This is a genomic window from Streptomyces sp. NRRL WC-3549 (assembly GCF_000721935.1).
Classification (GTDB): domain Bacteria; phylum Actinomycetota; class Actinomycetes; order Streptomycetales; family Streptomycetaceae; genus Streptomyces.
In genome coordinates this window covers 12,689-33,378 of the sequence record NZ_KL585386.1, presented here as the reverse complement: position 1 = coordinate 33,378, position 20,690 = coordinate 12,689, and the positions used below count along the sequence as shown (strand labels likewise).

Genomic DNA, 20,690 nt, shown 5'->3' with positions numbered 1-20,690 from the left:
GCGCCGCCGTGTCCGCCGCGCTGCGCCCCGGCACGCCCGCCGGCCGCCGCGCAGCCGCCCGGCCACCGTCGGTGCTGCCGTGCGCCCCGGTCGTCGGTCCGCCCGGCCGGGGCGGGGGGCCGCACACGCGTCTGACCGTACGATCGGCTGGATGGCTGTTCGAACGCAGGACGCGCAGCGGGAGCGCACCCGCGGACGGCGCACGGCGGGTGCCGTGATCGCCGGGCTGCTGCTCGCCTGCGCGTGCGCCGCGCCGCCCGAGGACACCACCGGCGCCACCGCCCAGGAGGTCCGCGCCACACTGGACCGGCGCGCCGCCGCCGTCCTGGCCCACGACACCGAGGCGTACCTCGGCACGGTCGACCCGGCGGCCACCGGGTTCCGCACGGCCCAGCGCGCCGAACTGGACCACCTGGCCGACGTCCCGCTGGAGTCGTGGGCGTACCGGCTGAAGGACGTCTCACGGCGGAGCGCGGGCCGGGTCACCGCGGAGGTGGAGCTGCGCTACCGGATCAAGGGGTACGACCACGCCCCGGTCTCCTCGGCCCGCACGGTGGAGCTGGTCCGCCACGGCGACGGCGGCCCCTGGTACCTCGTCGCGGACCGGGCCGGGAAGGACTCCCCGGCCCAGCTCTGGCAGCAGGGCGACGTCGAGGTCGTCCACGGCGCGCACAGCCTCGTCCTGGGCGTCGGACGCCGCACCGGCGAGCTGCGCCGGATCGCGGACACCGCCGACCGGGCGGTCCCGGCCGTCGGGGAGTCCTGGCCCCGGCCCTGGGACCGGAGGGTCGTGGTGCTCGTCCCCGAGTCCGTCGAGGACATGGCGGGNCCGGCGAGGTCGGCGGCAGCGGCCGGCGGCCGGCGGACCGGGTGATCGTCAACCCGCAGGCGTACGGGATGCTCGGGGAGTTCGGGCAGCGGGTGGTCCTCACCCACGAGACCACCCACGTGGCGACCCGGGCCGACACCTCCGCCGCGACGCCCGTCTGGCTCTCCGAGGGCTTCGCCGACTTCGCCGCCTACCGGCGGGAGGCCCGCAGCGCCCCCGAGCTCGCACCCGAACTGACGGACGCGGTCCGGCGCGGCGAACTCCCCGCGCGGCTGCCCGAGGACGGGGACTTCGGCTTCGGTGAGGACGCGGACGAGCTGGCGCGGGCGTACGAGGGCGGCTGGCTGGCCTGCGAGCTGATCGCCGAGGAGTGGGGCGAGCAGGAGCTGGTCGACTTCTACCGGGCGGTCGGGAGCCGTTCGACGCGGGACGGGGCGGTGGAGCACGCCCTGCAGAGCGTGCTCGGCACCACCCCGCAGGACTTCACGGCGCGCTGGCGGGAGTATCTGCGCGACCGGCTGGGGTGACCTCCTCCTCCACCGCGCCCGCCCTGCCCGGGACGCTGTCCCGCCACAGCCGCCGGCCGGCGGCCACCGTCGCCACCACCAGCAGCCCGTTCCGCACGGCCAGCAGGGCCACCCCCTGCGTGTCGCTCGCCACGACGTGTGCGAAACCCACCGGGAACTCCAGCACGGTCACCCCGGTGGCCACCAGCACCAGACACGTGGGCAGCGCCATCCCGGTGCCCCGGAAGACCAGGCACACCGCGGCGAGCCCGACCAGCCACACCATGTACTGCGGGCTGACGACCCGGCTGGTGGCGGTGAACAGCAGCACCGCCGTGAACGCCGCGTCCGCCGGGGTGTGCGCCGCGAACGTCCGGGCCCGCAGCCGCCACAGCAGCATCCAGCCGAAGGCGAGCACGCTCAGCCACAGGGCCAGGGTGCTCACCAGTGCGACCTGCGGGCCGGTGAACTCCATCGACCCGTAGCGCAGTTCGATCCCGCCGGGCCAGCCGGACCCCCGTGCCAGGTGGAAGAAGAGCGCCGCCGGTGCCTCGATCTCCAGACCCCGGTCCCGCTGGAAGGCCAGGAACGCGTAGGCGCCGGGCAGCGCCACCGCCGCCACCAGCGCGAGCACCCCGGCGGCCACCGCGGCGGCCGTCCAGGAACGCCGCGTCGCCCGGCCCTTGGCGGTCCCCACCAGCAGCAGCACCGGCCACACCTTCAGCAGCGCCCCGAAGGCGGCCAGCGCCCCCATCACGCGCGGGTGGCGCACCCCGGCCAGCAGCGCCGCGACCGCCACGGCCGTCACCATCAGGTCGTACCGGGCGTACACGGTCGGGCCCAGCAGCGGCACCCCCACCACCCAGACCCACGCGCCGGCCCGACGGGTGCCGGGCCGCCGGGCCGCGTACAGCAGCAGGCCCATGACCAGCGCGTCGCAGAGCAGCACCAGCACGAAGAAGGCCGACGCGTACTCCAGGAACGGCAGCAGCGCCGGGGAGGCCACGGCGAGCGCCGCGGCGGGCGGATACTGCCAGGTGACGTCGTCCAGCGGGTACGAACCCCCGCGGAACACCTCGTACCAGCCCTGGTAGATCACCGAGACGTCGACCGTGACGTCCGGGCCCGGCACCGTGAACACCTTGAACACACAGAGCAGCAGCACCGCCCGGGTGAGCGCCCACACGGCCGGGGCCATGACCCGTCCGACCGCTCCTGTCCTGACCGTCATGCACGCCATCATGCAGGCCGGGCCCGTGCGGGAGCCGTCAGGCAGGGCCGTCAAGGCGCCCGGTACTGTCGTTCGCGATGGACAAGACCCTGATCGTCACGAACGACTTCCCGCCCCGCCCGGGCGGCATCCAGGCCTTCCTGCACAACATGGCGCTGCGGCTGGACCCCGCGCAGCTCGTCGTGTACGCCTCCACCTGGAAGCGCGGGGCCGAGGGCGTCCGGGCCACCGCCGCCTTCGACGCCGAGCAGCCCTTCACCGTCGTACGCGACCGCACGACGATGCTGCTCCCCACCCCGGGGGCCACCCGGCAGGCGGTCCGGCTGCTGCGGGAACACGGCTGCACCTCCGTGTGGTTCGGGGCGGCGGCCCCGCTCGGGCTGATGGCGCCCGCGCTGCGCCGGGCCGGGGCCCGCCGGATCGTCGCGACCACCCACGGGCACGAGGCCGGCTGGGCCCAGCTGCCCGCCTCCCGGCAGCTGCTGCGCCGCGTCGGCGAGCGCACCGACACCCTCACCTACCTCGGCGAGTACACCCGCTCCCGGATCGCCGGCGCGCTCACCCCGGCCGCCGCGGACCGCATGGTGCAGCTGCCGCCCGGCGTCGACGAGAAGACCTTCCACCCGGCCTCCGGCGGTGACCTGGTCAGGGAGCGGCTCGGGCTCACCGACCGGCCCGTCGTGGTGTGCGTGTCGCGGCTGGTCCCGCGCAAGGGCCAGGACACCCTGATCCTCGCCATGCCCGCGATCCTGGCGAAGGAGCCGGACACCGTCCTGCTGATCGTCGGCGGCCCCGCCGAGACCGGCGTCCAGGACTCCGTGCGCTTCACCGGTCCGGTGCCGTGGGAGGAGCTGCCCGCCCACTACGGCGCGGGTGACGTCTTCGCCATGCCCTGCCGCACCCGGCGGGGCGGGCTCGACGTCGAGGGCCTGGGCATCGTGTACCTGGAGGCGTCCGCGACCGGGCTGCCGGTGGTGGCGGGCGACTCCGGCGGCGCCCCGGACGCGGTCCTCGACGGCGAGACCGGGTGGGTGGTGCGCGGCGGATCGGCCGAGGAGACCGCCGACCGGATCGTCACCCTGCTCGGCGACCCGGCGCTGCGGCGGCGGATGGGGGAGCGGGGCCGGGACTGGGTCGAGGAGAAGTGGCGCTGGGACCTGCTCGCGGAGAAGCTGCGGACCCTGCTGTGAGCGGATACGGGAGGGGGCCCGGACGCCGTCCGGGCCCCCTCCCGTACGGTCAGCCGCGGTAGATCGACTCGACCTCGTCCGCGAAGTCCTTCGCCACCACGTTGCGCTTCAGCTTCAGCGAGGGCGTGATGTGCCCCGCCTCCTCGGTGAACTGGCTGGGCAGGACACGGAACTTGCGCACCGACTCCGCCTTGGACACCGCCGCGTTGCCGTCGTCCACGGCACGCTGCACCTCGGCCAGCAGATCGGCGTCCTCGCGCAGCGAGAGGGCCGTCGAACCGGTGGGCTTGCCGTTCTCCTCGGCCCAACGGGAGAGGAACTCCTCGTCCAGGGTGATCAGCGCGCCGACGAACGGCCGTCCGTCGCCGACCACCATGCACTCGGCGACCAGGGCGTGGCCGCGGATGCGGTCCTCGATGACGGCGGGGGCGACGTTCTTGCCGCCCGCGGTGACGATGATCTCCTTCTTGCGGCCGGTGATCGTCAGATAGCCGTCCTCGTCGAGCGTCCCGATGTCGCCCGTGTGGAACCAGCCGTCCGCCAGCGCCTCGGCCGTCGCCGCCTCGTTCTGCCAGTACCCGCTGAACAGGTGCTCCCCGTGCAGCAGGACCTCGCCGTCGTCGGCGATCCGCACGACCGAGCCGGGCAGCGGCTGGCCGACCGTGCCGATCTTCTGCCGGTCCCACGGGTTGAAGGCGGTGGCGGCGCAGCTCTCGGTGAGGCCGTAGCCCTCCAGCACCGTGAAGCCGATGCCGCGGAAGAAGTGGCCGAGCCGCTCGCCCAGCGGCGCGCCGCCGGAGATCGCGTACTCGCCCCGGCCGCCGAGCACCGCCCGCAGTTTGCCGAAGACCAGCTTGTCGAAGACCTTGTGCCTGACCCGCAGTCCGAAGGAGGGGCCCTGCGGGGTGCTCAGCGCCCGGCTGTACGCGATCGCCGTGTCGGCCGCGCGGTCGAAGATCCTGCCCTTGCCGTCGGCCTGCGCCTTGGCGCGCGCCGAGTTGTAGACCTTCTCGAAGACCCGGGGCACCCCGAGGATCAGCGTCGGCCGGAAGGAGGCGAGTTCGTCGGTGAGGTTCTTGATGTCGGGCACACAGCCGAGCCGGATCGGCGCCATCACGGAGGCGACCTCGACCAGCCGCCCGAAGACGTGCGCCGTCGGCAGGAAGAGCAGCACGGAGCACTCGCCCGTGCGGAAGAGCGGCTTCAGCCGCTCGACCACGTTGCCGCACTCCGCGAAGAAGCTGCGGTGGGTCAGCACACAGCCCTTGGGGCGTCCGGTGGTGCCCGAGGTGTAGACGAGGGTCGCCGGGTCGTCCGCCTTGGCGCTGCGCATCCGCAGGTCCAGGGTCTCGTCGGAGACCCCGGAGCCGCCCTCGGTGAGCTCGCCGAGGGCGCCCTCGTCGATCCGCCACACATGGCGCAGGGNCCGAGCCGGATCGGCGCCATCACGGAGGCGACCTCGACCAGCCGCCCGAAGACGTGCGCCGTCGGCAGGAAGAGCAGCACGGAGCACTCGCCCGTGCGGAAGAGCGGCTTCAGCCGCTCGACCACGTTGCCGCACTCCGCGAAGAAGCTGCGGTGGGTCAGCACACAGCCCTTGGGGCGTCCGGTGGTGCCCGAGGTGTAGACGAGGGTCGCCGGGTCGTCCGCCTTGGCGCTGCGCATCCGCAGGTCCAGGGTCTCGTCGGAGACCCCGGAGCCGCCCTCGGTGAGCTCGCCGAGGGCGCCCTCGTCGATCCGCCACACATGGCCACACATGGCGCAGGGCCGGGAGCCGGTCGCGCACGGCCGTGACGGCCGCGGCGTGGGTGCCGTTCTCGACGAGCACCGCGACCGCTCCGGAGTCACCGAGGATCCACTGCACCTGCTCCGGGGAACTGGTCTCGTAGACCGGCACGGTGACCGCGCCCGCGCTCCAGATGGCGAAGTCCAGCAGCACCCACTCGAAGCGGGTGCGCGACATCAGGGCGACCCGGTCACCGGGCTCGACGCCCGCCGCGATCAGCCCCTTCGCCGCCTGGGACACCTCGGCGAGGAACCGGGTGGCCGTGACGTCGGCCCACGCGCCGGCGACCTTGCGGCTCATGACCGCGACGTCGGGATGCTGAGCGGCGTTGCGGCGGATGAGATCCGTCAGGTTGCCGTCCGTAGGGACCTCGTACAGGGCCGGAAGGCTGAACTCGCGCAAGACTGCTGCTCCTCATCGGGCTCCGGTTCCACGACTCTGTGCGACGCACCGGATGCGGTCCAAGACTGGCAGGTGCTCAGTGGGGTGAGCACGACTGGACTGCCCGGACGTTACCCACCGGTACGCGGTTCCGGATAGGGGGGCCCGGCCAGATGTCTTATGCATCACACATGTCCATGGGCCTTCGGCGCACAGTAGTGCACAGGCCTGACGACCCGGAAGTAACCGCAGGTCCGGCGGGCCACTGTCTCTTATACACAGGACCTAGGGTGATCTCCATGCGAGGCAGCCGAGCGCACGGCAGGGACACCACCGCGACCCGCCGCACGCGCGTACACGTGGTGAGCGACGTCCACGGCAACACCGAGGCGCTGGCACGCGCCGGCGACGGCGCGGACGCCCTGGTCTGCCTCGGTGACCTGGTGCTCTTCCTCGACTACGCCGACCACGCGCGCGGAATCTTCCCCGACCTGTTCGGCGCGGCCAACGCCGACCGCCTCGTCGAACTGCGCACCGCGCGCCGCTTCGAGGAGGCACGCGCCCTCGGCCGCGAACTGTGGGCCGGGCGCGACCGCGACGCGGCGATCCTGGGCGCCGTACGCAAGCAGTACGCCGAGATGTTCGCCGCCATGCCCACCCCGACGTACGCCACCTACGGCAACGTCGACGTGCCCGCGCTCTGGCCCGAGTACGCCGGGAGCGGTACGACGGTGCTGGACGGCGAGCGCGTCGAGATCGGCGGCCGGGTCTTCGGCTTCGTCGGCGGCGGCCTCAGGACTCCCATGAACACGCCGTACGAGATCAGCGACGAGGAGTACGCCGCCAAGGTCGAGGCGCTCGGCCCGGTGGACGTCCTGTGCTCGCACATCCCGCCCGAGGTGCCCGAGCTGACGTACGACACGGTGGCCCGCCGCTTCGAGGACACGGTGGCCCGCCGCTTCGAGCGCGGCAGCCGCGCCCTGCTGGACGCCATCCACCGCACCCGCCCCAGGTACGCGCTCTTCGGCCACGTCCACCAGCCGCTGGTGCGCCGGATGCGGATCGGGGCCACCGAGTGCGTCAACGTCGGCCACTTCGCCGCCACCGGGCGGCCCTGGGTCCTGGAGTGGTGAGCCGGCGGGACCGGGGCGTGGACGGGGCCACCGTGGGCACGCGATAACCTGCACCCGGCAGGTCACTGCCGAATGCGACCGGCGTTACCGCACTGGAGGGCCACGGCGATGGCTGAACACACCAGCTCGAGCATCACGATCGAGGCGGCACCGGCCGACGTCATGGGCGTGATCGCCGACTTCGCCCGCTATCCGGAGTGGACCGGAGAGGTGAAGGAGGCCGAGATCCTGGCCACCGACGGCCTCGGCCGCGCCGAGCAGGTCCGCCTCGTGCTGGACGCCGGGGCCATCAAGGACGACCACGTCCTCGCCTACACCTGGAACAGCGAGTACGAGGTCGACTGGACGCTCGTCAAGTCCCAGATGCTGCGCGCCCTCGACGGCAGCTACGCACTGGCACCCCTCGGCGACGGCGACCGCACCCAGGTCACCTACCGGCTCGCGGTGGACGTCAAGATCCCGCTGCTCGGCATGATCAAGCGGAAGGCCGAGAAGGTCATCATCGACCGGGCCCTGGCCGGCCTGAAGAAGCGCGTCGAGTCCGTCTCCAAGGCCTGACCGGGTGCGCACGGTCCTCGTCACGGGCCCCGGCGGGGCCGGCCGTACGACGGTCGCCGCGGCGAGCGCCCTCGCCGCCGCCCGCGGCGGCCGACGCACGCTCCTGGTCACCACCGACCCGGTCCCCGGACTGCCCGTCCCCGCCGGCGCGGCCCCGGCCGGGACGGCCGACGGGCTGCACCACGTCCGCACCGACTCCGCCGCGCACTTCCGCGACGAACTCGTCGCCCTCCAGGAGCGTGCCTCCGGGGTCCTCGACCTCCTCGGCGCCAACCGGATGGACGCCGAGGAACTCACCGAACTGCCGGGCAGCCGGCAGCTCGCCCTCCTGCACACGCTGCACCGGGCCGCCGCCGGTGACTGGTCCACCCGGTACGACGTACTCGTCGTCGACCTGCCGCCGCTGGCCGACGCCCTCGACGTCCTCGCCCTGCCCGGCCGGCTCCGCCGCTACCTGCGCCGGCTGCTGCCCCCCGAACGCCAGGCGGCCCGCGCGCTGCGCCCCATGCTCGCCCAGATCGCCGGGGTCCCCATGCCCGCGCAGTGGCTGTACGAGGCAGCCGCCCGCAAGGACGCCGAACTCGCCGCCGTCGAGGGGCTCCTCGGGGACCGCGCGACGACCGTGCGGCTGGTCGCCGAGCCCGGCCCCGCGGCCCGGGACGCGCTCGGCAGCGCCCGTACCGGGCTCGCCCTGTACGGACTGCGCGTCGACACCCTCGTGGCCAACCGGCTGCTGCCCCGGCACTCGGCCGACCCCTGGTTCGCCGGCCTCGCCGCCCGGCAGGACACGTGCCTGGACGGCTGGCGCCAGGCCGCCACCCCGGTGACCGAGGTGCCCCACCTGGGGCGCGACCCCCGTACGCCCGAGGACCTCGGCCTGCTGGGCGCGGACTGCGCACCGGACGAGCGGGCGCCCGGGCCGGCCGAGGACCCCTGGTGGACCGAGGACAACCGGGGGGAGCCGGGTGACGACGGCGTGCTGACCTGGTGTCTGCCGCTGCCCGGTGCCGCCAAGGAGGACCTCCGGCTCGTCCGGCGGGGCGACGAACTCCTCCTCACCGCCGGCGAGTTCCACCGCGTCGTGCGCCTGGAGTCCGCGCTGCGCAGGTGCACCGTCGCCGGGGCCGCGCTGACCGACGGGGTGCTGCGCGTCCGGTTCGTCCCGGACCCCGCCCTCTGGCCCCGGACACCGTGAACCCTCCGCCACCGTTCGGGTAACGTCGGTGGTACGGGGCCCGCAGGGCCGTCGCAGGCAACCGCGTCGCAGGAGTCCGCCATGAGTGAAGCCACCGATCGTCCCGCCGACGACGACGCGTGGGCGCAGGCCTGCGCCGAGGACCTGGAAGCCGAGAAGGCCCGCCGCAGGGCCGAGTACGGCCCGCCGCCCGGTTCGGCCGCCGAGGAGCTGCGCAAGCTGTTCGACGCGGTCGCCGACAAGGTCTCCTCCCTCCAGTCGCCGCTTCTCGGAGCGGCCGCCCAGGGGACCGTCCAGCAGGTGATCCGGCAGGCCAGGTCGGCCGTCGGGCCCGTCATCGAACGCAACCCCGGAGTCTTCGACCACCTCGCCGCCGCCGGCAACGAGCTCCTGGCCGCCTACCGCTCCGCCGTCGAGGGCCAGGAAGGACGCTGGACCCGGGGCACCGAGGGCGCCTCCGGCACCGCGCCCACCGCCCCGGGGGGACCGGAACCGACCGGGAAGGCGGCCCGGAACCCCTCCGACCCGCGCGACGAGGGGCCCGGCGGCGGCGAGCAGATCGACCTGGACTGACCAGGGGCAGGAAACACCCGTCCCCGGCTCGGGTACGGTTGGCCCTAGCGGGGCTCGACCGAAACTGAGGGATTCATGGGACTCACCATCGGCGTCGATATCGGCGGCACGAAGATCGCGGCTGGAGTGGTCGACGAAGAGGGCCAGATCCTCTCCACGTTCAAGGTGTCGACCCCGCCGACCGCGGAAGCCATCGTCGACGCGATCAGCTCGGCCGTGGCCGGAGCGAGCGAAGGGCACGACGTCGAAGCCGTCGGCATCGGCGCGGCCGGATACGTCGACGACAAGCGCGCCACCGTGCTGTTCGCCCCCAACATCAACTGGCGGCACGAGCCGCTCAAGGACAAGGTCGAACAGCGCACCGGCCTCCCCGTCGTCGTCGAGAACGACGCCAACGCGGCGGCCTGGGGCGAGTACCGCTTCGGTGCCGGCCAGGGCCACGACGACGTCATCTGCATCACGCTCGGCACCGGCCTGGGCGGCGGCATCATCATCGGCAACAAGCTGCGCCGGGGACGCTTCGGTGTGGCGGCGGAATTCGGCCATATCCGGGTCGTCCCGGACGGGCTGCTGTGCGGCTGCGGCAGCCAGGGCTGCTGGGAGCAGTACGCCTCCGGGCGCGCTCTCGTCCGGTACGCCAGGCAGCGTGCCAACGCCACCCCGGAGAACGCCCCGATCCTGCTGGGTCTCGGCGACGGCACGGTGGAGGGCATCGAGGGCAAGCACATCAGCGAGGCCGCCCGGCAGGGCTGCCCCGTGGCCGTCGACTCGTTCCGTGAGCTGGCCCGCTGGGCCGGAGCCGGACTGGCCGACCTCGCCTCGCTCTTCGACCCGTCGGCCTTCATCGTCGGCGGCGGGGTGTCCGACGAGGGCGAACTGGTCCTCGACCCGATCCGCAAGTCGTTCCGGCGCTGGCTGATCGGCGGGGAGTGGCGCCCGCACGCCCAGGTCCTCGCCGCCCAACTGGGCGGCAAGGCAGGTCTGGTGGGCGCAGCCGACCTGGCCCGCCAGGGCTGACACCGGCCCGCTCGTCCTCCGACGCCCGTCGCGCCCTCCCGGGGAGCGGCGGGCGTCGGACGTATCGTGCAGCGCATGGTCACCGTGCCGACGCCGCTGCCCGGATCCCGCACCGAGCCGGACGGTTCGGCCCTCATCCGGGTGCTCAGCTACAACGTGCGCTCGCTGCGTGACGACACCGAGGCGCTGGCCCGTGTCATCCGCGCCTGCGCGCCCGACCTGGTGTGCCTCCAGGAGGCCCCGCGCTTCTTCCGCTGGCGCAAGGCCGCCGCCCGGCTCGCCGCCGCGACCGACCTCGTCGTGCTCTCCGGCGGCGCCACCGCGGCCGGACCGATGCTGCTCTGCTCCCTGCGGGCCGCGGTCGAGCGCACCGAGGACGTCCTGCTGCCCCGCACCCCGGGCCTGCACCGCCGCGGGCTGGCCACCGCCGTCGTACGCGTCGCCGGGGCGCGACTCGGCGTGGTGAGCTGCCACTTGAGCCTGGAGCGCGGGGAACGGCGCACCCAGGCCGGACTGCTCCTGGAGCGCCTGGACGCGCTGGGGGTCCCGCACGCGGTGGTGGGCGGGGACCTCAACGACGAGCCGGACGGTCCGGCCTTCCGGCGGCTGGCCGGGCGGCTCCAGGACTGCCGGGCGGTGGGCCCCTGGGGCGGTGAGCTCACCTTCCCGGCCGTGGAACCGGTGAAGCGGATCGACGCGCTGTTCGCGACCGGCGGCATCGAGGTGCTCGGCTGCGGGGTGCCGGCCGGGCTGCCCGGTGTCACCGGCGGCGACCTGCGGGCGGCCACGGACCATCTGCCGGTCCTGGCCGCCCTCCGGGTCCCGGCAGGGCCCTGACCGGCCCGGCCGGACGACCGCGCCCGGCCCGACCGCGCCCGGCCTGCCGACCGCGCCGCCCCGCCCGTCGCGGGCCTGCCGACCGCGCCGCGTCCTCGCCGGTCAGACGACCGCGCCGCGTCCCGGGTCGTCGTCCTCCTCGTCGTCGTGCGGCATGCGCGCGACCAGGGTGACGAAGCCGCCCATGAAGCCGCCGATGCTCAGCGTGGTGAGCCACCACGTCATCTCCCACTGGAGCAGCACCGCGACCAGCATCAGCACCGGTCCGCCGACGACCGCCAGCCACGCGAATTTCGCGGTGGCGTCGGCCTCCGGCAGCGGCGGCGGCTCCGGCGGGACGAAGTGCCCCTCCTCGCCGTCGTCCGGATTGTCGAGGTCGCCGTCCCGCGGCTCCGCCACCTGGTAGTCGCGCGGACCCGCGACCCCCGGGGCGAAGACGATCGAACTGCCCAGCCTCTTCTCCGGCGGGCCGCCCGCCGGAGTGCCGTCGGCCCCCTCGTCCGGGCCGTCGCCCCGGTCGGGCTCCGCCTCCGGCAGGGTGTTCAGCTGGCCGGCCTCCAGGCGCGCCAGGTCCTCGACCGACTTGAACGGTTTGGCTCCCGGGGGATCCGGCGGCTCCTCGCCGTACCCGGCGACGATCGCCTCCCAGGCCGCCGCCTCGTCGAGCGGCGCGACCTCCTCCGCGCCTCCGGGAACGGCGGCCGTCCCCTCCGTGGGGCGCGGGTCGCGCTCCTCGTCACTGCCCGTGCGTTCCGCGTCGTACTCAGCCACCGGACGTGCTCCCCTTCTTGCCGACGCTGGGTGCGAGGCGGCCGATGAACCGGTAGCTCTCGCCGAAGATCCGCTTCGCGTCGTGGTCCAACGTCGCGACGTGGTAGCTCTGTTCCAGGAGGATCTCCTCGACGTCCGTCGAGGACACCCGGCTCAGGATCCGCGCCGAGTCGGCCGGCGGCACGACGTGGTCCCGCGGGCTGTGCAGCAGCACCAGCGGCTGGGTGACCTGGGGCAGCTCGCCGTCCACCAGCCGGAAGAACGTCCGCAGCGAGTGCGCCGCGTGCAACGGCACCCGGTCGTAGCCGATCTCGTCGGAGTTCTCCAGCGCGATGTCGTTGGCCAGCCCCTTCGTCGTACGCACCAGGTGCCGGGCGACCGGCAGGGCGTACGCCGACAGGCCGTGCACCTTGTTCGCCGGGTTGACCAGCACCAGCCCGCTGACGGTCTCCCCGTGTTTCGCGGCCAGGCGCAGCGCGAGCGCCCCGCCCATGGAGAGACCGAAGACGAAGACCTGGGCGCACCGGTCGCGCAGCGCCCGCAGCTCCCGGTCCACCTCCGCGTACCAGTCCTGCCAGCCGGTGACCGCCAGGTCCTGCCAGCGCGTGCCGTGACCGGGCAGCAGCGGGAGGGAGACGGTCAGGCCGCGCTCCGCCAGGTAGTCGGCCCAGGGGCGCATCGACTGCGGCGAACCGGTGAATCCGTGACAGAGGAGGACGCCGACCTCTCCGCCCTCGTGGCGGAACGGCTCGGCTCCGGGGAGGACCGGCACCAGGGGTCTCCTTGTTCGTGAGGCGTGGCGGGGGTGTGCGGAAGGAGTGCGGAAGATGCCTTCACCGTACGCGACCGGACCGACACCGACCAGGGCCGTCACCACCCGCCCGGACCGGCCCGGTTCAGGCCGTGACGGCCCCGGACGCCCGGGGCCGCCCGGGAGAGCGGGTACCGGGGAGGCGGACACCGCCCGGAGCGGGGCAGGAGTGAGGACGGGCCCACAGGCTAAGGTCTGACCGACAGCACACAGGAGGCACCCGAGTTGATCTACGGCGCGATGAAGTTCTCCATCGGCGGCTCCCTGAAGCTCGCCTTCCGGCCGTGGGTGGAGGGCCTGGAGAACATCCCTGCCCGGGGACCGGCGATCCTCGCGAGCAACCATCTCTCCTTCTCCGACTCGTTCTTCCTGCCGGCCGTCCTCGACCGCAAAGTGACGTTCATCGCCAAGGCCGAGTACTTCACGGCCCCCGGGGTGAAGGGCAAGCTCACCGCTGCCTTCTTCAAGGGCGTCGGCCAGCTCCCCGTGGACCGCTCCGGCGGCCGCGGCGCGGGTGAGGCCGCGATCAGGGCCGGGATACAGGTCGTCGAGAGCGGCGGGCTCTTCGGCATCTACCCGGAGGGCACCCGGTCGCCCGACGGGCGGCTCTACCGGGGCAAGCCCGGCGGGCTGGCCCGGGTGGCGCTCGCCACCGGCGCGCCCGTCATCCCCGTCGCGATGATCGACACCGAGAAGATCCAGCCGCCCGGCCAGGTCGTGCCCAAGCTGATGCGTCCGGGCATCCGGATCGGCAAGCCGCTCGACTTCACCCGTTACCAGGGCATGGACGGCGACCGGTTCATCCTGCGCTCGGTCACCGACGAGGTGATGTACGAGATCATGAAGCTCTCCGGCCAGGAGTACGTGGACATCTACGCGACCGCCGCCAAGCGGCAGATCGCCGACGAGGCGAAGCGGAAGGCCGACGAGGCGAAGAAGGGGACGGACCGGACCGGCGGGTGAACCACGCCGGCCGCCGTCCGGGCAGGGGAATCGGGGGAGGCCATGACCGGGGGTGAACGGGTCGGCGGGCCCTGACCGGGTACCGCGTGCTGACGCTGGGCTACGCCGTGCTGCTCGCGTGCCTGCGCCGGGACCAGTACGAACGCCCCTGGGTCGCCGCTGCCTTCCTCACCGTCCTGGCCGTGTGGACGCTGGCGACGCTGCCCCGGGTCGCCAACGCGGCGAGCTGCACCCGGCGCTTCCTGGGCACCGACCTCGCGGTCGCCCTCGCCGGGATCCTCCTCACCCCGCTCGCCGACTTCCAGGCCCGGCAGGAGGACGGCACCACGCTGCCGTCCATCTGGACCGCCGGCGCGGTGCTCGCCTTCGCGCTGAAGGGCGGCTGGCGGTGGGCGGCCTTCGCCTCCACCCTCGTCGCCGTCGCCAACATCGTCGAGCGCGGCGAGCCCAGCCGGGACACGATCCACAACGTGCTGCTGGTCTGGGTCGCGTCCATAGCGATCGGCTACGTCGTCGAGGTCGCCCGCGCCAGCGAACGCACCCTGGCCCGCGCCCTGGAGATCGAGGCCGCCACCCGTGAACGGGAGCGCCTCGCCCGCGACATCCACGACAGCGTCCTCCAGGTCCTCGCGATGGTCCAGCGACGGGGCACGGCGCTCGGCGGCGAGGCCGCCGAACTCGGCCGGATGGCGGGGGAACAGGAGATCGCCCTGCGCACCCTGGTCTCCAGCGGCCTGGTGCCCGGCGGCCGGGTCTGCGAGGACGTCACCGAGGGCGCCGTGGTCCGCCTCCCGGACCCCGGCGACGCCGGTGACCAGGGGCACGCGGAGGCCGATCTGCGCACCCTGCTCGCCCCGCACGCGGGCGCCCGGGTCAGCTTCGCCGAGCCCGGCGCCCCGGTGCTGATGGCACCCGGGGCGGCGCGTGAGCTGGCCGCGGCGGTGAGCGCCGCCCTGGACAACGTCCGGGCCCACGCCGGAGTGGGCGCGCAGGCGTGGATCCTGGTGGAGGACGAGCCGGACGAGGTGGTCGTGACGGTCCGGGACGACGGACCGGGCATCCCGGAGGGCCGGCTGGACCAGGCGGAGGGGGAGGGGCGGCTCGGGGTCGCGCTGTCCATCCGCGGCCGGCTGCGCGATCTGGGCGGCGCGGCGGAGCTGATCTCGGTACCCGGCCAGGGCACCGAGGTCGAGTTGAAGGTACCGAAGGTTTCACGGGGGAAGGCAGGGACGACCCGATGAGCACACCGAGCACACCGAGCACACCGAGCACACCGAGCACACGGACGCCGAGCACGCCGCACGCGCGGCGGCCCACGGAGCGCCCCGTCAGGGTGATGGTCGTCGACGACCACCCCATGTGGCGCGACGCGGTGGCCCGCGACCTGTCCGAGGCCGGCTTCGAGGTCGTGGCGACCGCGGGCGACGGCCCGGGCGCCGTGCGCCGTGCCCGCGCCGCCGTCCCCGACGTCCTCGTCCTGGACCTCAACCTGCCCGGCATGCCGGGCGTCCAGGTCTGCAAGGAGCTCGTCGGGTCCCACCCGGCGCTGCGGGTCCTGGTGCTCTCGGCCAGCGGGGAGCACGCCGACGTGCTGGAGGCCGTGAAGTCGGGTGCCACGGGCTACCTGCTGAAGTCGGCCAGCACCCAGGAGCTCATCGACGCCGTACGCGCCACGGCGGCGGGCGACCCCGTCTTCACGCCCGGGCTCGCCGGGCTCGTCCTCGGGGAGTACCGCCGCCTCGCCTCCGACCCCGCCCCGGCCGCCTCCGACGAGCCGAAGGCCCCGCGGCTCACCGACCGCGAGACCGAGGTCCTGCGGCTGGTCGCCAAGGGCCTGTCGTACAAGCAGATCGCCGAGCGGCTCGTCATCTCCCACCGCACCGTGCAGAACCACGTCCAGAACACCCTGGGCAAGCTCCAGCTGCACAACCGGGTGGAGCTCGTGCGGTACGCGATCGAGACCGGGCTCGACGAGGCCTGACACCCGCCGGTGCCGAGGGCACACCGCCCCGGCACCGGGGGCACGTCGCCCCGCGGACCGGGGGTACGGGCCGTATATTCGCCAGAGCCCGTACCCCCCACCCGGGAGATGTCGTGGAGATCCTCGCCTTCGGTGTCCAGTCCGACGAGAAGCCGCTGATCGAGAAGGCCTTCGAGGGGCGGCACGAGGTGCGCTGCCTGGACGTCTTCCTCACCGAGGACACCGCCCCGATCGCCGCGGGCCACGAGGCCGTGTCCACCAGCGTCAACGCCGACCTCGGCGGGCCCGTCCTGCAGGCCCTGGCCGCCGGCGGCACCCGGATGATCGCCCAGCGCTCCACCGGCTTCAACAACATCGACCTCGACGTCGCCGAACGCCTCGGCCTGCGGGTCGCCCGCGTCTCGCACTACTCGCCCCAGTCGGTCGCCGAGTTCGCCTGGACCCTCGCCATGGCCGTCAACCGCCGCATCGTGCGCGCGGCCGGCCGCACCCGCGACTTCGACTTCCGGCTCGACGGGCTCCTCGGCCGCGACCTGCACGGCCGCACGGCCGGGGTGGTCGGCACCGGCAGGATCGGCGAGGCGTTCACCCGGATCGCCCACGGATTCGGCATGGACCTCCTGGGCTGGGACGTCGCCGAGAACCCCGCCTGCACCGCGCTCGGCATGACGTACGTCGACAAGGAGCGCCTCTTCGCCGAGGCCGACCTGATCAGCCTCCACGTCCCGCTGCTCCCCGCCACCCGGCACCTCGTCGGCGCCGAGGCCCTGACGGCGATGAAGGACGACGCGATCCTCGTCAACTCCAGCCGGGGCGGACTCGTCGACACCACCGCGCTCGTCGCGGAACTGCGCCGCGGCCGGTTCACCGGGGTCGGGCTCGACGTGTACGAGGCGGAGGCCGGCCTCTTCCACGTCGACAAGTCGCTGGAGGGCATCGACGACGACACCCTGGCCAGGCTCGTCACCTTCCCGAACGTCGTCGTCACCTCCCACCAGGCGTACTACACCCGCGAGGCCGTCGGCCAGATCGTCGACGCCACCGTGCGCAACGTCGACGACTACCTGGCGGGCCGCCGCAGCGAGAACGTCCTCGTCCCCGCCGTGTGAGGGCCCGGGAGCGGGCGGATCCGCAAGGGCCCCCACCCGTTCCTCAACGCGGCACCGGAAGTCCCGCCAGCAGCTCCGCCACGATCGCCGAGCCGCGCAGCGTCAGCACCGACTCCGGGTGGAACTGCACCGACGCGAACCCCCGCCCGCGCAGCGCGTGCAGTTCGCCGCAGGACGCGTCCCGGCTCACCTCGATGCCGTGCGCCGCCAGTTCGACGGCCGCCGCCTCGTCGCAGTGCGCCGTGAAGCTGTTGTAGAAGCCCACGGTCTCCGGCCGGCCGAACAGCTCGATCCGGGTCTGCGCCCCCTGGTACGGCTCCGCCTTGCGCACGACGGGCAGCCCCAGCTCCGCCGCGATCAGCTCATGGCCCAGGCACACACCCAGCAGCCCGTGCCGGTGGTCGCGCACCAGCGCGGCGGCGAGCCCCCGCAGCAGCCGCATCTTCGGATCGGCCGTGTCCCCCGGGTCACCGGGGCCCGGACCCAGCACGACGGGACCCGCGTGGGCCGCCACCGCCTCGCGCAGCCCCGGTTCGTCGTACCGGCGCACCGACACCGCGAGGCCCGAGGACCGCAGCAGGTGCGCCAGCATCGCGGTGAAGGTGTCCTCGCCGTCCACCACCAGCGCGTGGCCCGAGGGCTCCGCCGCGCGCTCCCGCATCCGCAGCCAGAACGGCGCGAGCCCCCCACGGCGGTCGTCCAGCGCCGCCCGCACCCGGGGGTGGGACGCCAGCCGGGGGAGGTCCGCCTCCGCCTCGGGACGGCCCGGCCGAACCCCGAGTGCCGCCAGCACACCGGCGGCCTTGGCATGTGTCTCGGCGACCTCGCCCGCCGGGTCCGAGTGGCGTACGAGGGTGGCGCCGACCGGCACGCGCAGCCGGCCGGCGGGTGAGACGTCCGCGGTGCGGATCAGGATCGGCGCGTCCAGGCTCTGGGTGCCACCGGGTTCCCGGCGCAGCAGCGCCAGGGCGCCCGCGTAGTAGCCGCGGCCCCCGTTCTCGTACCGCTGGATGACCCGGCAGGCGTTCTGCACCGGGGAGCCCGTGACCGTCGCCGCGAACATCGTCTCCTTCAGGACCTCGCGCGCGTCGAGCGTGGAGCGCCCGCGCAGCTCGTACTCGGTGTGCGCGAGGTGCGCCATCTCCTTGAGCCGGGGGCCGACGACGACACCGCCCACGTCCCCGACCGTGCACATCATCTTGAGCTCCTCGTCGACCACCATGGAGAGCTCCTCGGTCTCCTTGCGGTCGGCCAGGAAGGCGAGGAGGCCGTCCACGGTGGGACCCTGCTCCGGGTAGCGGTAGGTCCCGCTGATCGGGTTCATCACGACCGTGCCGCCGGACATCCGCACGTGCACCTCCGGGCCGGCGCCGACCAGGGTGCGGTCCGGGGTGTGCACGACGAACGTCCAGTACGCGCCCCGCTCCCCGGCCAGCAGCCGGCGGAACAGCGCCAGGGCGTCGGCGCGGCCGAAGCCGGGGATCTCGCCGCCGAAGGTCCGCCGGATCACGAAGTTCGCCCCCTCGCCCCGCCCGATCTCGTCCTCGACGACCCGCCGCACGATCTCCGCGTACTCCTCGTCGGGGATGTCGAAGGCGCCGCCCTCGACCCGTACGGCATGTGCGGGGAGCGCCGCCAGCACCTCGTCCAGGGGGAGTTCGTACGACTCCTCGGCGCTGAGCACGGCGAGCGGGGTGCCGTCGTCCCGGACGTCGAAGCCGCGCTCGGCGATCTGCCGGAACGGCACCAGGGCCAGCGAGGGCAGCTCGCCGACCGGAATCGCGGCGAGGCGGTCCACCTCGCGCACGGGCCCGGTCAGGACCTCGACACGGTCGTGGTCCCGGCCGGGCGTCCGCCTGCGGAGCAGGGCGAACGGCGGGGCGTCGTCCCGCAGCAGTCTGCCGACGAGTGCGGTGGCGTGGTCGGGCATGGGGGGTCCTTCCTGATGGAGGAACGGCTCCCGGTTCCGGAACGCGGAGAAGGCCGCCCCTCGGGCGGCCTTCGCGGAGTGTGTGTACGCGCGATGTGTCAGCGGGCCGCCGGATGAGCGGTCCACCACCAGTTCTGGGTCGTCTGCGCGAACATGCGGCGAAGCCTAGCGGACCCGGGGCACGGACGAGCGGGTGTCTCAATTGATGAGCGGCCGGATGGACGCACCCCGCGACCCCGTAATGTGGGGGAGGTGACCGTGAACGCCAATACCTCCGTCGCCGGTGGCCACACCTGGCGAGACCTTCCCGCGGCGCAGCAGCCCGAGTACCCGGATGCCGAGGCCCTGCGCGATGTGATCGCGGACCTCGAATCGTATCCGCCGCTCCTCTTCGCGGGTGAGTGCGACCAGCTGCGTGCCCGCCTGGGAGCCGTCGCCAAGGGCGAGGCGTTCCTGCTGCAGGGGGGCGACTGCGCCGAAGCCTTCGACGCCGTGTCGGCCGAGCACATCCGCGCCAAGCTCAAGACGCTGCTCCAGATGAGCGCCGTCCTGACCTACGCGGCCTCGGTGCCGGTCGTCAAGATCGGGCGGATCGCGGGCCAGTACTCCAAGCCGCGCTCCAAGCCCACCGAGACCCGCGACGGCGTGACGCTGCCGACCTACCGCGGTGACTCGGTCAACGGCTTCGCCTTCACCGAGGAGGCCCGGATCCCGGACCCCCAGCGGCTGAAGCAGATGTACCACGCGTCCGCCTCGACGCTGAACCTCGTCCGCGCCTTCACCACCGGCGGGTACGCCGACCTGCGCCAGGTGCACGCCTGGAACCAGGACTTCGTGAAGTCCTCGCCGTCCGGGCAGCGTTACGAGGCCCTGGCCCGCGAGATCGACAACGCGCTGAACTTCATGAAGGCGTGCGGCACGGATCCGGCCGAGTTCAAGGCCGTCGAGTTCTACGCCTCCCACGAGGCGCTGCTGCTCGACTACGAGTCGGCGCTCACCCGTACCGACTCGCGCACCGGCCTGCTCTACGACACCTCCGGCCACATGGTCTGGATCGGTGAGCGCACCCGCCAGATGGACGGCGCGCACATCGAGTTCGCCTCGAAGATCCGCAACCCCATCGGCGTGAAGCTCGGTCCGACGACCACCGTCGACGAGGCGCTCGGCTACATCGACCGCCTCGACCCCGAGCGCGAGCCCGGCCGGCTGACCTTCATCGTCCGCATGGGCGCCGACAAGGTCCGTGACAAGCTCCCCGAGCTCGTCGAGAAGGTCACCGCGTCCGGTGCCGCCGTCGTGTGGGTCACCGACCCGATGCACGGCAACACCTTCGAGGCCGCCTCCGGACACAAGACGCGCCGCTTCGACGACGTCCTGGACGAGGTCAAGGGCTTCTTCGAGGTGCACAAGGCCCTCGGCACGCACCCGGGCGGCATCCACGTCGAGCTCACCGGCGACGACGTCACCGAGTGCGTCGGCGGCGGGCACGAGATCTTCGTGGACGATCTGCACCAGCGCTACGAGACCGCCTGCGACCCGCGCCTCAACCGCAGCCAGTCCCTGGACCTGGCGTTCCTGGTCGCGGAGATGTACCGCGACCAGTAGGGGAACACCCCGGGCGTACCCGTGGGGCACGGATCCATGTGATCCGTGCCCCACAGTCCGTACCGGGCTTTACACGCCAGGGGCGGCGAGTAAGGTTAGGTTTGCCTCACCGAAACATCGGGGACGGCACAGCGACCGGACCCGTCGGGAGGCGAACCGCATGTACGTCTGCTCCTGCTTCGGCGTCACCGAGCAGCAGGTCAAGCAGCATGCGGACGCCGGTGCGTGCACGCCCCGCCAGATCGCCTCCGCCTGCAAGGCCGGTACCGACTGCGGCGGCTGCG

At 73.5% G+C, this 20,690-nt stretch carries 17 protein-coding genes and 6 pseudogenes; 15 read left to right on the top strand and 8 right to left on the bottom strand.

Annotation, left to right across the window (positions count from 1 at the left end; all coding sequences use genetic code 11):
- Positions 1-151: 151 nt before the first annotated feature.
- Together IH13_RS44325 and IH13_RS44320 are read left to right on the top strand one after the other, a co-directional pair.
- Positions 152-828: pseudogene (locus tag IH13_RS44325) on the top strand (hypothetical protein); the annotation flags it as partial.
- 1 nt (position 829) lies between these two features.
- Positions 830-1,356, top strand: a pseudogene (locus IH13_RS44320) (hypothetical protein); the annotation flags it as partial.
- On the opposite strand, the gene IH13_RS0104445 reads toward IH13_RS44320, so the two are convergent.
- Entirely contained in the window at positions 1,313-2,566 is a 1,254-nt protein-coding gene (locus IH13_RS0104445; RefSeq protein WP_051835760.1) for a glycosyltransferase 87 family protein, read from the bottom strand. The pseudogene IH13_RS44320 and the gene IH13_RS0104445 overlap by 44 nt on opposite strands.
- Before the next feature lie 77 nt (positions 2,567-2,643).
- Here IH13_RS0104445 and IH13_RS0104440 point away from each other — a divergent pair, with 77 nt between their 5' ends.
- On the top strand, positions 2,644-3,756 hold the full coding sequence (locus IH13_RS0104440; RefSeq protein ID WP_031081159.1) for a glycosyltransferase family 4 protein: 1,113 nt from the start codon (positions 2,644-2,646) through the stop codon (positions 3,754-3,756).
- Between the two features lie 49 nt (positions 3,757-3,805).
- Here the strand turns inward: IH13_RS0104440 and IH13_RS0104435 are convergent.
- From IH13_RS0104435 to IH13_RS45965, 3 pseudogenes are all read right to left on the bottom strand, one after another.
- A pseudogene (locus IH13_RS0104435) lies at positions 3,806-5,179 on the bottom strand (AMP-dependent synthetase/ligase); the annotation flags it as partial.
- An 80-nt stretch (positions 5,180-5,259) separates the two neighbouring features.
- A pseudogene (locus IH13_RS45970) lies at positions 5,260-5,421 on the bottom strand (AMP-binding protein); the annotation flags it as partial.
- Between the two features lie 100 nt (positions 5,422-5,521).
- Positions 5,522-5,944 (bottom strand): annotated as a pseudogene (locus IH13_RS45965) (AMP-binding protein); the annotation flags it as partial.
- Positions 5,945-6,222: 278 nt separating this feature from the next.
- Between IH13_RS45965 and IH13_RS0104425 the strand changes: the two are divergent.
- The 6 genes from IH13_RS0104425 to IH13_RS0104400 all read left to right on the top strand — a co-directional run bounded on the left by IH13_RS0104425 (position 6,223) and on the right by IH13_RS0104400 (position 11,236).
- Positions 6,223-7,056, top strand: a complete 834-nt coding sequence (locus IH13_RS0104425; RefSeq protein WP_031081151.1) for a metallophosphoesterase family protein — start codon at positions 6,223-6,225, stop codon at positions 7,054-7,056.
- Between the two features lie 108 nt (positions 7,057-7,164).
- The gene (locus IH13_RS0104420; protein ID WP_031081150.1) at positions 7,165-7,614 is read left to right on the top strand and encodes an SRPBCC family protein; all 450 of its coding nucleotides are present in this window, start codon (positions 7,165-7,167) and stop codon (positions 7,612-7,614) included.
- A gap of 4 nt (positions 7,615-7,618) precedes the next feature.
- Positions 7,619-8,809, top strand: coding sequence for an ArsA family ATPase (locus IH13_RS0104415; RefSeq protein WP_031081148.1), 1,191 nt, complete (start codon positions 7,619-7,621; stop codon positions 8,807-8,809).
- Between the two features lie 81 nt (positions 8,810-8,890).
- On the top strand, positions 8,891-9,382 hold the full coding sequence (locus IH13_RS0104410) for a DUF5304 domain-containing protein (RefSeq protein ID WP_031081146.1): 492 nt from the start codon (positions 8,891-8,893) through the stop codon (positions 9,380-9,382).
- A gap of 75 nt (positions 9,383-9,457) precedes the next feature.
- On the top strand, positions 9,458-10,399 hold the full coding sequence (locus tag IH13_RS0104405; RefSeq protein WP_031081144.1) for an ROK family glucokinase: 942 nt from the start codon (positions 9,458-9,460) through the stop codon (positions 10,397-10,399).
- Between the two features lie 75 nt (positions 10,400-10,474).
- A complete protein-coding gene (locus tag IH13_RS0104400) occupies positions 10,475-11,236 on the top strand; it encodes an endonuclease/exonuclease/phosphatase family protein (RefSeq protein WP_031081143.1) in 762 nt (253 codons plus the stop codon).
- Positions 11,237-11,338: 102 nt separating this feature from the next.
- Here the strand turns inward: IH13_RS0104400 and IH13_RS0104395 are convergent, their stop codons facing one another.
- Together IH13_RS0104395 and IH13_RS0104390 are read right to left on the bottom strand one after the other, a co-directional pair.
- On the bottom strand, positions 11,339-12,007 hold the full coding sequence (locus tag IH13_RS0104395) for a hypothetical protein (RefSeq protein WP_031081141.1): 669 nt from the start codon (positions 12,005-12,007) through the stop codon (positions 11,339-11,341).
- Complete coding sequence (locus IH13_RS0104390; RefSeq protein ID WP_031081139.1) at positions 12,000-12,779, bottom strand: alpha/beta hydrolase; 780 nt, start codon at positions 12,777-12,779, stop codon at positions 12,000-12,002. Before IH13_RS0104390 ends, IH13_RS0104395 begins: the two co-directional genes overlap by 8 nt.
- A 264-nt stretch (positions 12,780-13,043) precedes the next feature.
- On the opposite strand from IH13_RS0104390, the gene IH13_RS0104385 reads away from it, so the two are divergent.
- The 4 genes from IH13_RS0104385 (at position 13,044) to IH13_RS0104370 (ending at position 16,871) form a co-directional block, all read left to right on the top strand.
- Positions 13,044-13,781 (top strand): lysophospholipid acyltransferase family protein, encoded by a 738-nt coding sequence (locus IH13_RS0104385; protein ID WP_037840756.1) that lies wholly within the window; start codon positions 13,044-13,046, stop codon positions 13,779-13,781.
- Positions 13,782-13,852: 71 nt separating this feature from the next.
- Positions 13,853-15,022, top strand: a complete 1,170-nt coding sequence (macS, locus tag IH13_RS0104380; protein ID WP_051835759.1) for a MacS family sensor histidine kinase — start codon at positions 13,853-13,855, stop codon at positions 15,020-15,022.
- A gap of 95 nt (positions 15,023-15,117) precedes the next feature.
- The gene (locus IH13_RS0104375) at positions 15,118-15,762 is read left to right on the top strand and encodes a response regulator (RefSeq protein WP_031081134.1); all 645 of its coding nucleotides are present in this window, start codon (positions 15,118-15,120) and stop codon (positions 15,760-15,762) included.
- 113 nt (positions 15,763-15,875) lie between these two features.
- Positions 15,876-16,871, top strand: a complete 996-nt coding sequence (locus IH13_RS0104370) for a 2-hydroxyacid dehydrogenase (protein ID WP_031081132.1) — start codon at positions 15,876-15,878, stop codon at positions 16,869-16,871.
- Between the two features lie 43 nt (positions 16,872-16,914).
- Here the strand turns inward: IH13_RS0104370 and IH13_RS0104365 are convergent, their stop codons facing one another.
- Both IH13_RS0104365 and IH13_RS45960 read right to left on the bottom strand, forming a co-directional pair.
- Positions 16,915-18,801 (bottom strand): anthranilate synthase family protein, encoded by a 1,887-nt coding sequence (locus IH13_RS0104365; RefSeq protein WP_031081130.1) that lies wholly within the window; start codon positions 18,799-18,801, stop codon positions 16,915-16,917.
- Positions 18,802-18,899: 98 nt separating this feature from the next.
- Positions 18,900-18,956, bottom strand: a complete 57-nt coding sequence (locus IH13_RS45960) for a trp operon leader peptide (RefSeq protein ID WP_124277238.1) — start codon at positions 18,954-18,956, stop codon at positions 18,900-18,902.
- A 103-nt stretch (positions 18,957-19,059) separates the two neighbouring features.
- Here IH13_RS45960 and IH13_RS0104360 point away from each other — a divergent pair, with 103 nt between their 5' ends.
- Positions 19,060-20,406 carry a class II 3-deoxy-7-phosphoheptulonate synthase gene (locus IH13_RS0104360; protein WP_031081129.1) on the top strand — a complete coding sequence of 449 codons (1,347 nt, stop codon included), beginning with the start codon at positions 19,060-19,062 and terminating at the stop codon, positions 20,404-20,406.
- 154 nt (positions 20,407-20,560) lie between these two features.
- Positions 20,561-20,690, top strand: a pseudogene (locus IH13_RS40055) ((2Fe-2S)-binding protein); the annotation flags it as partial.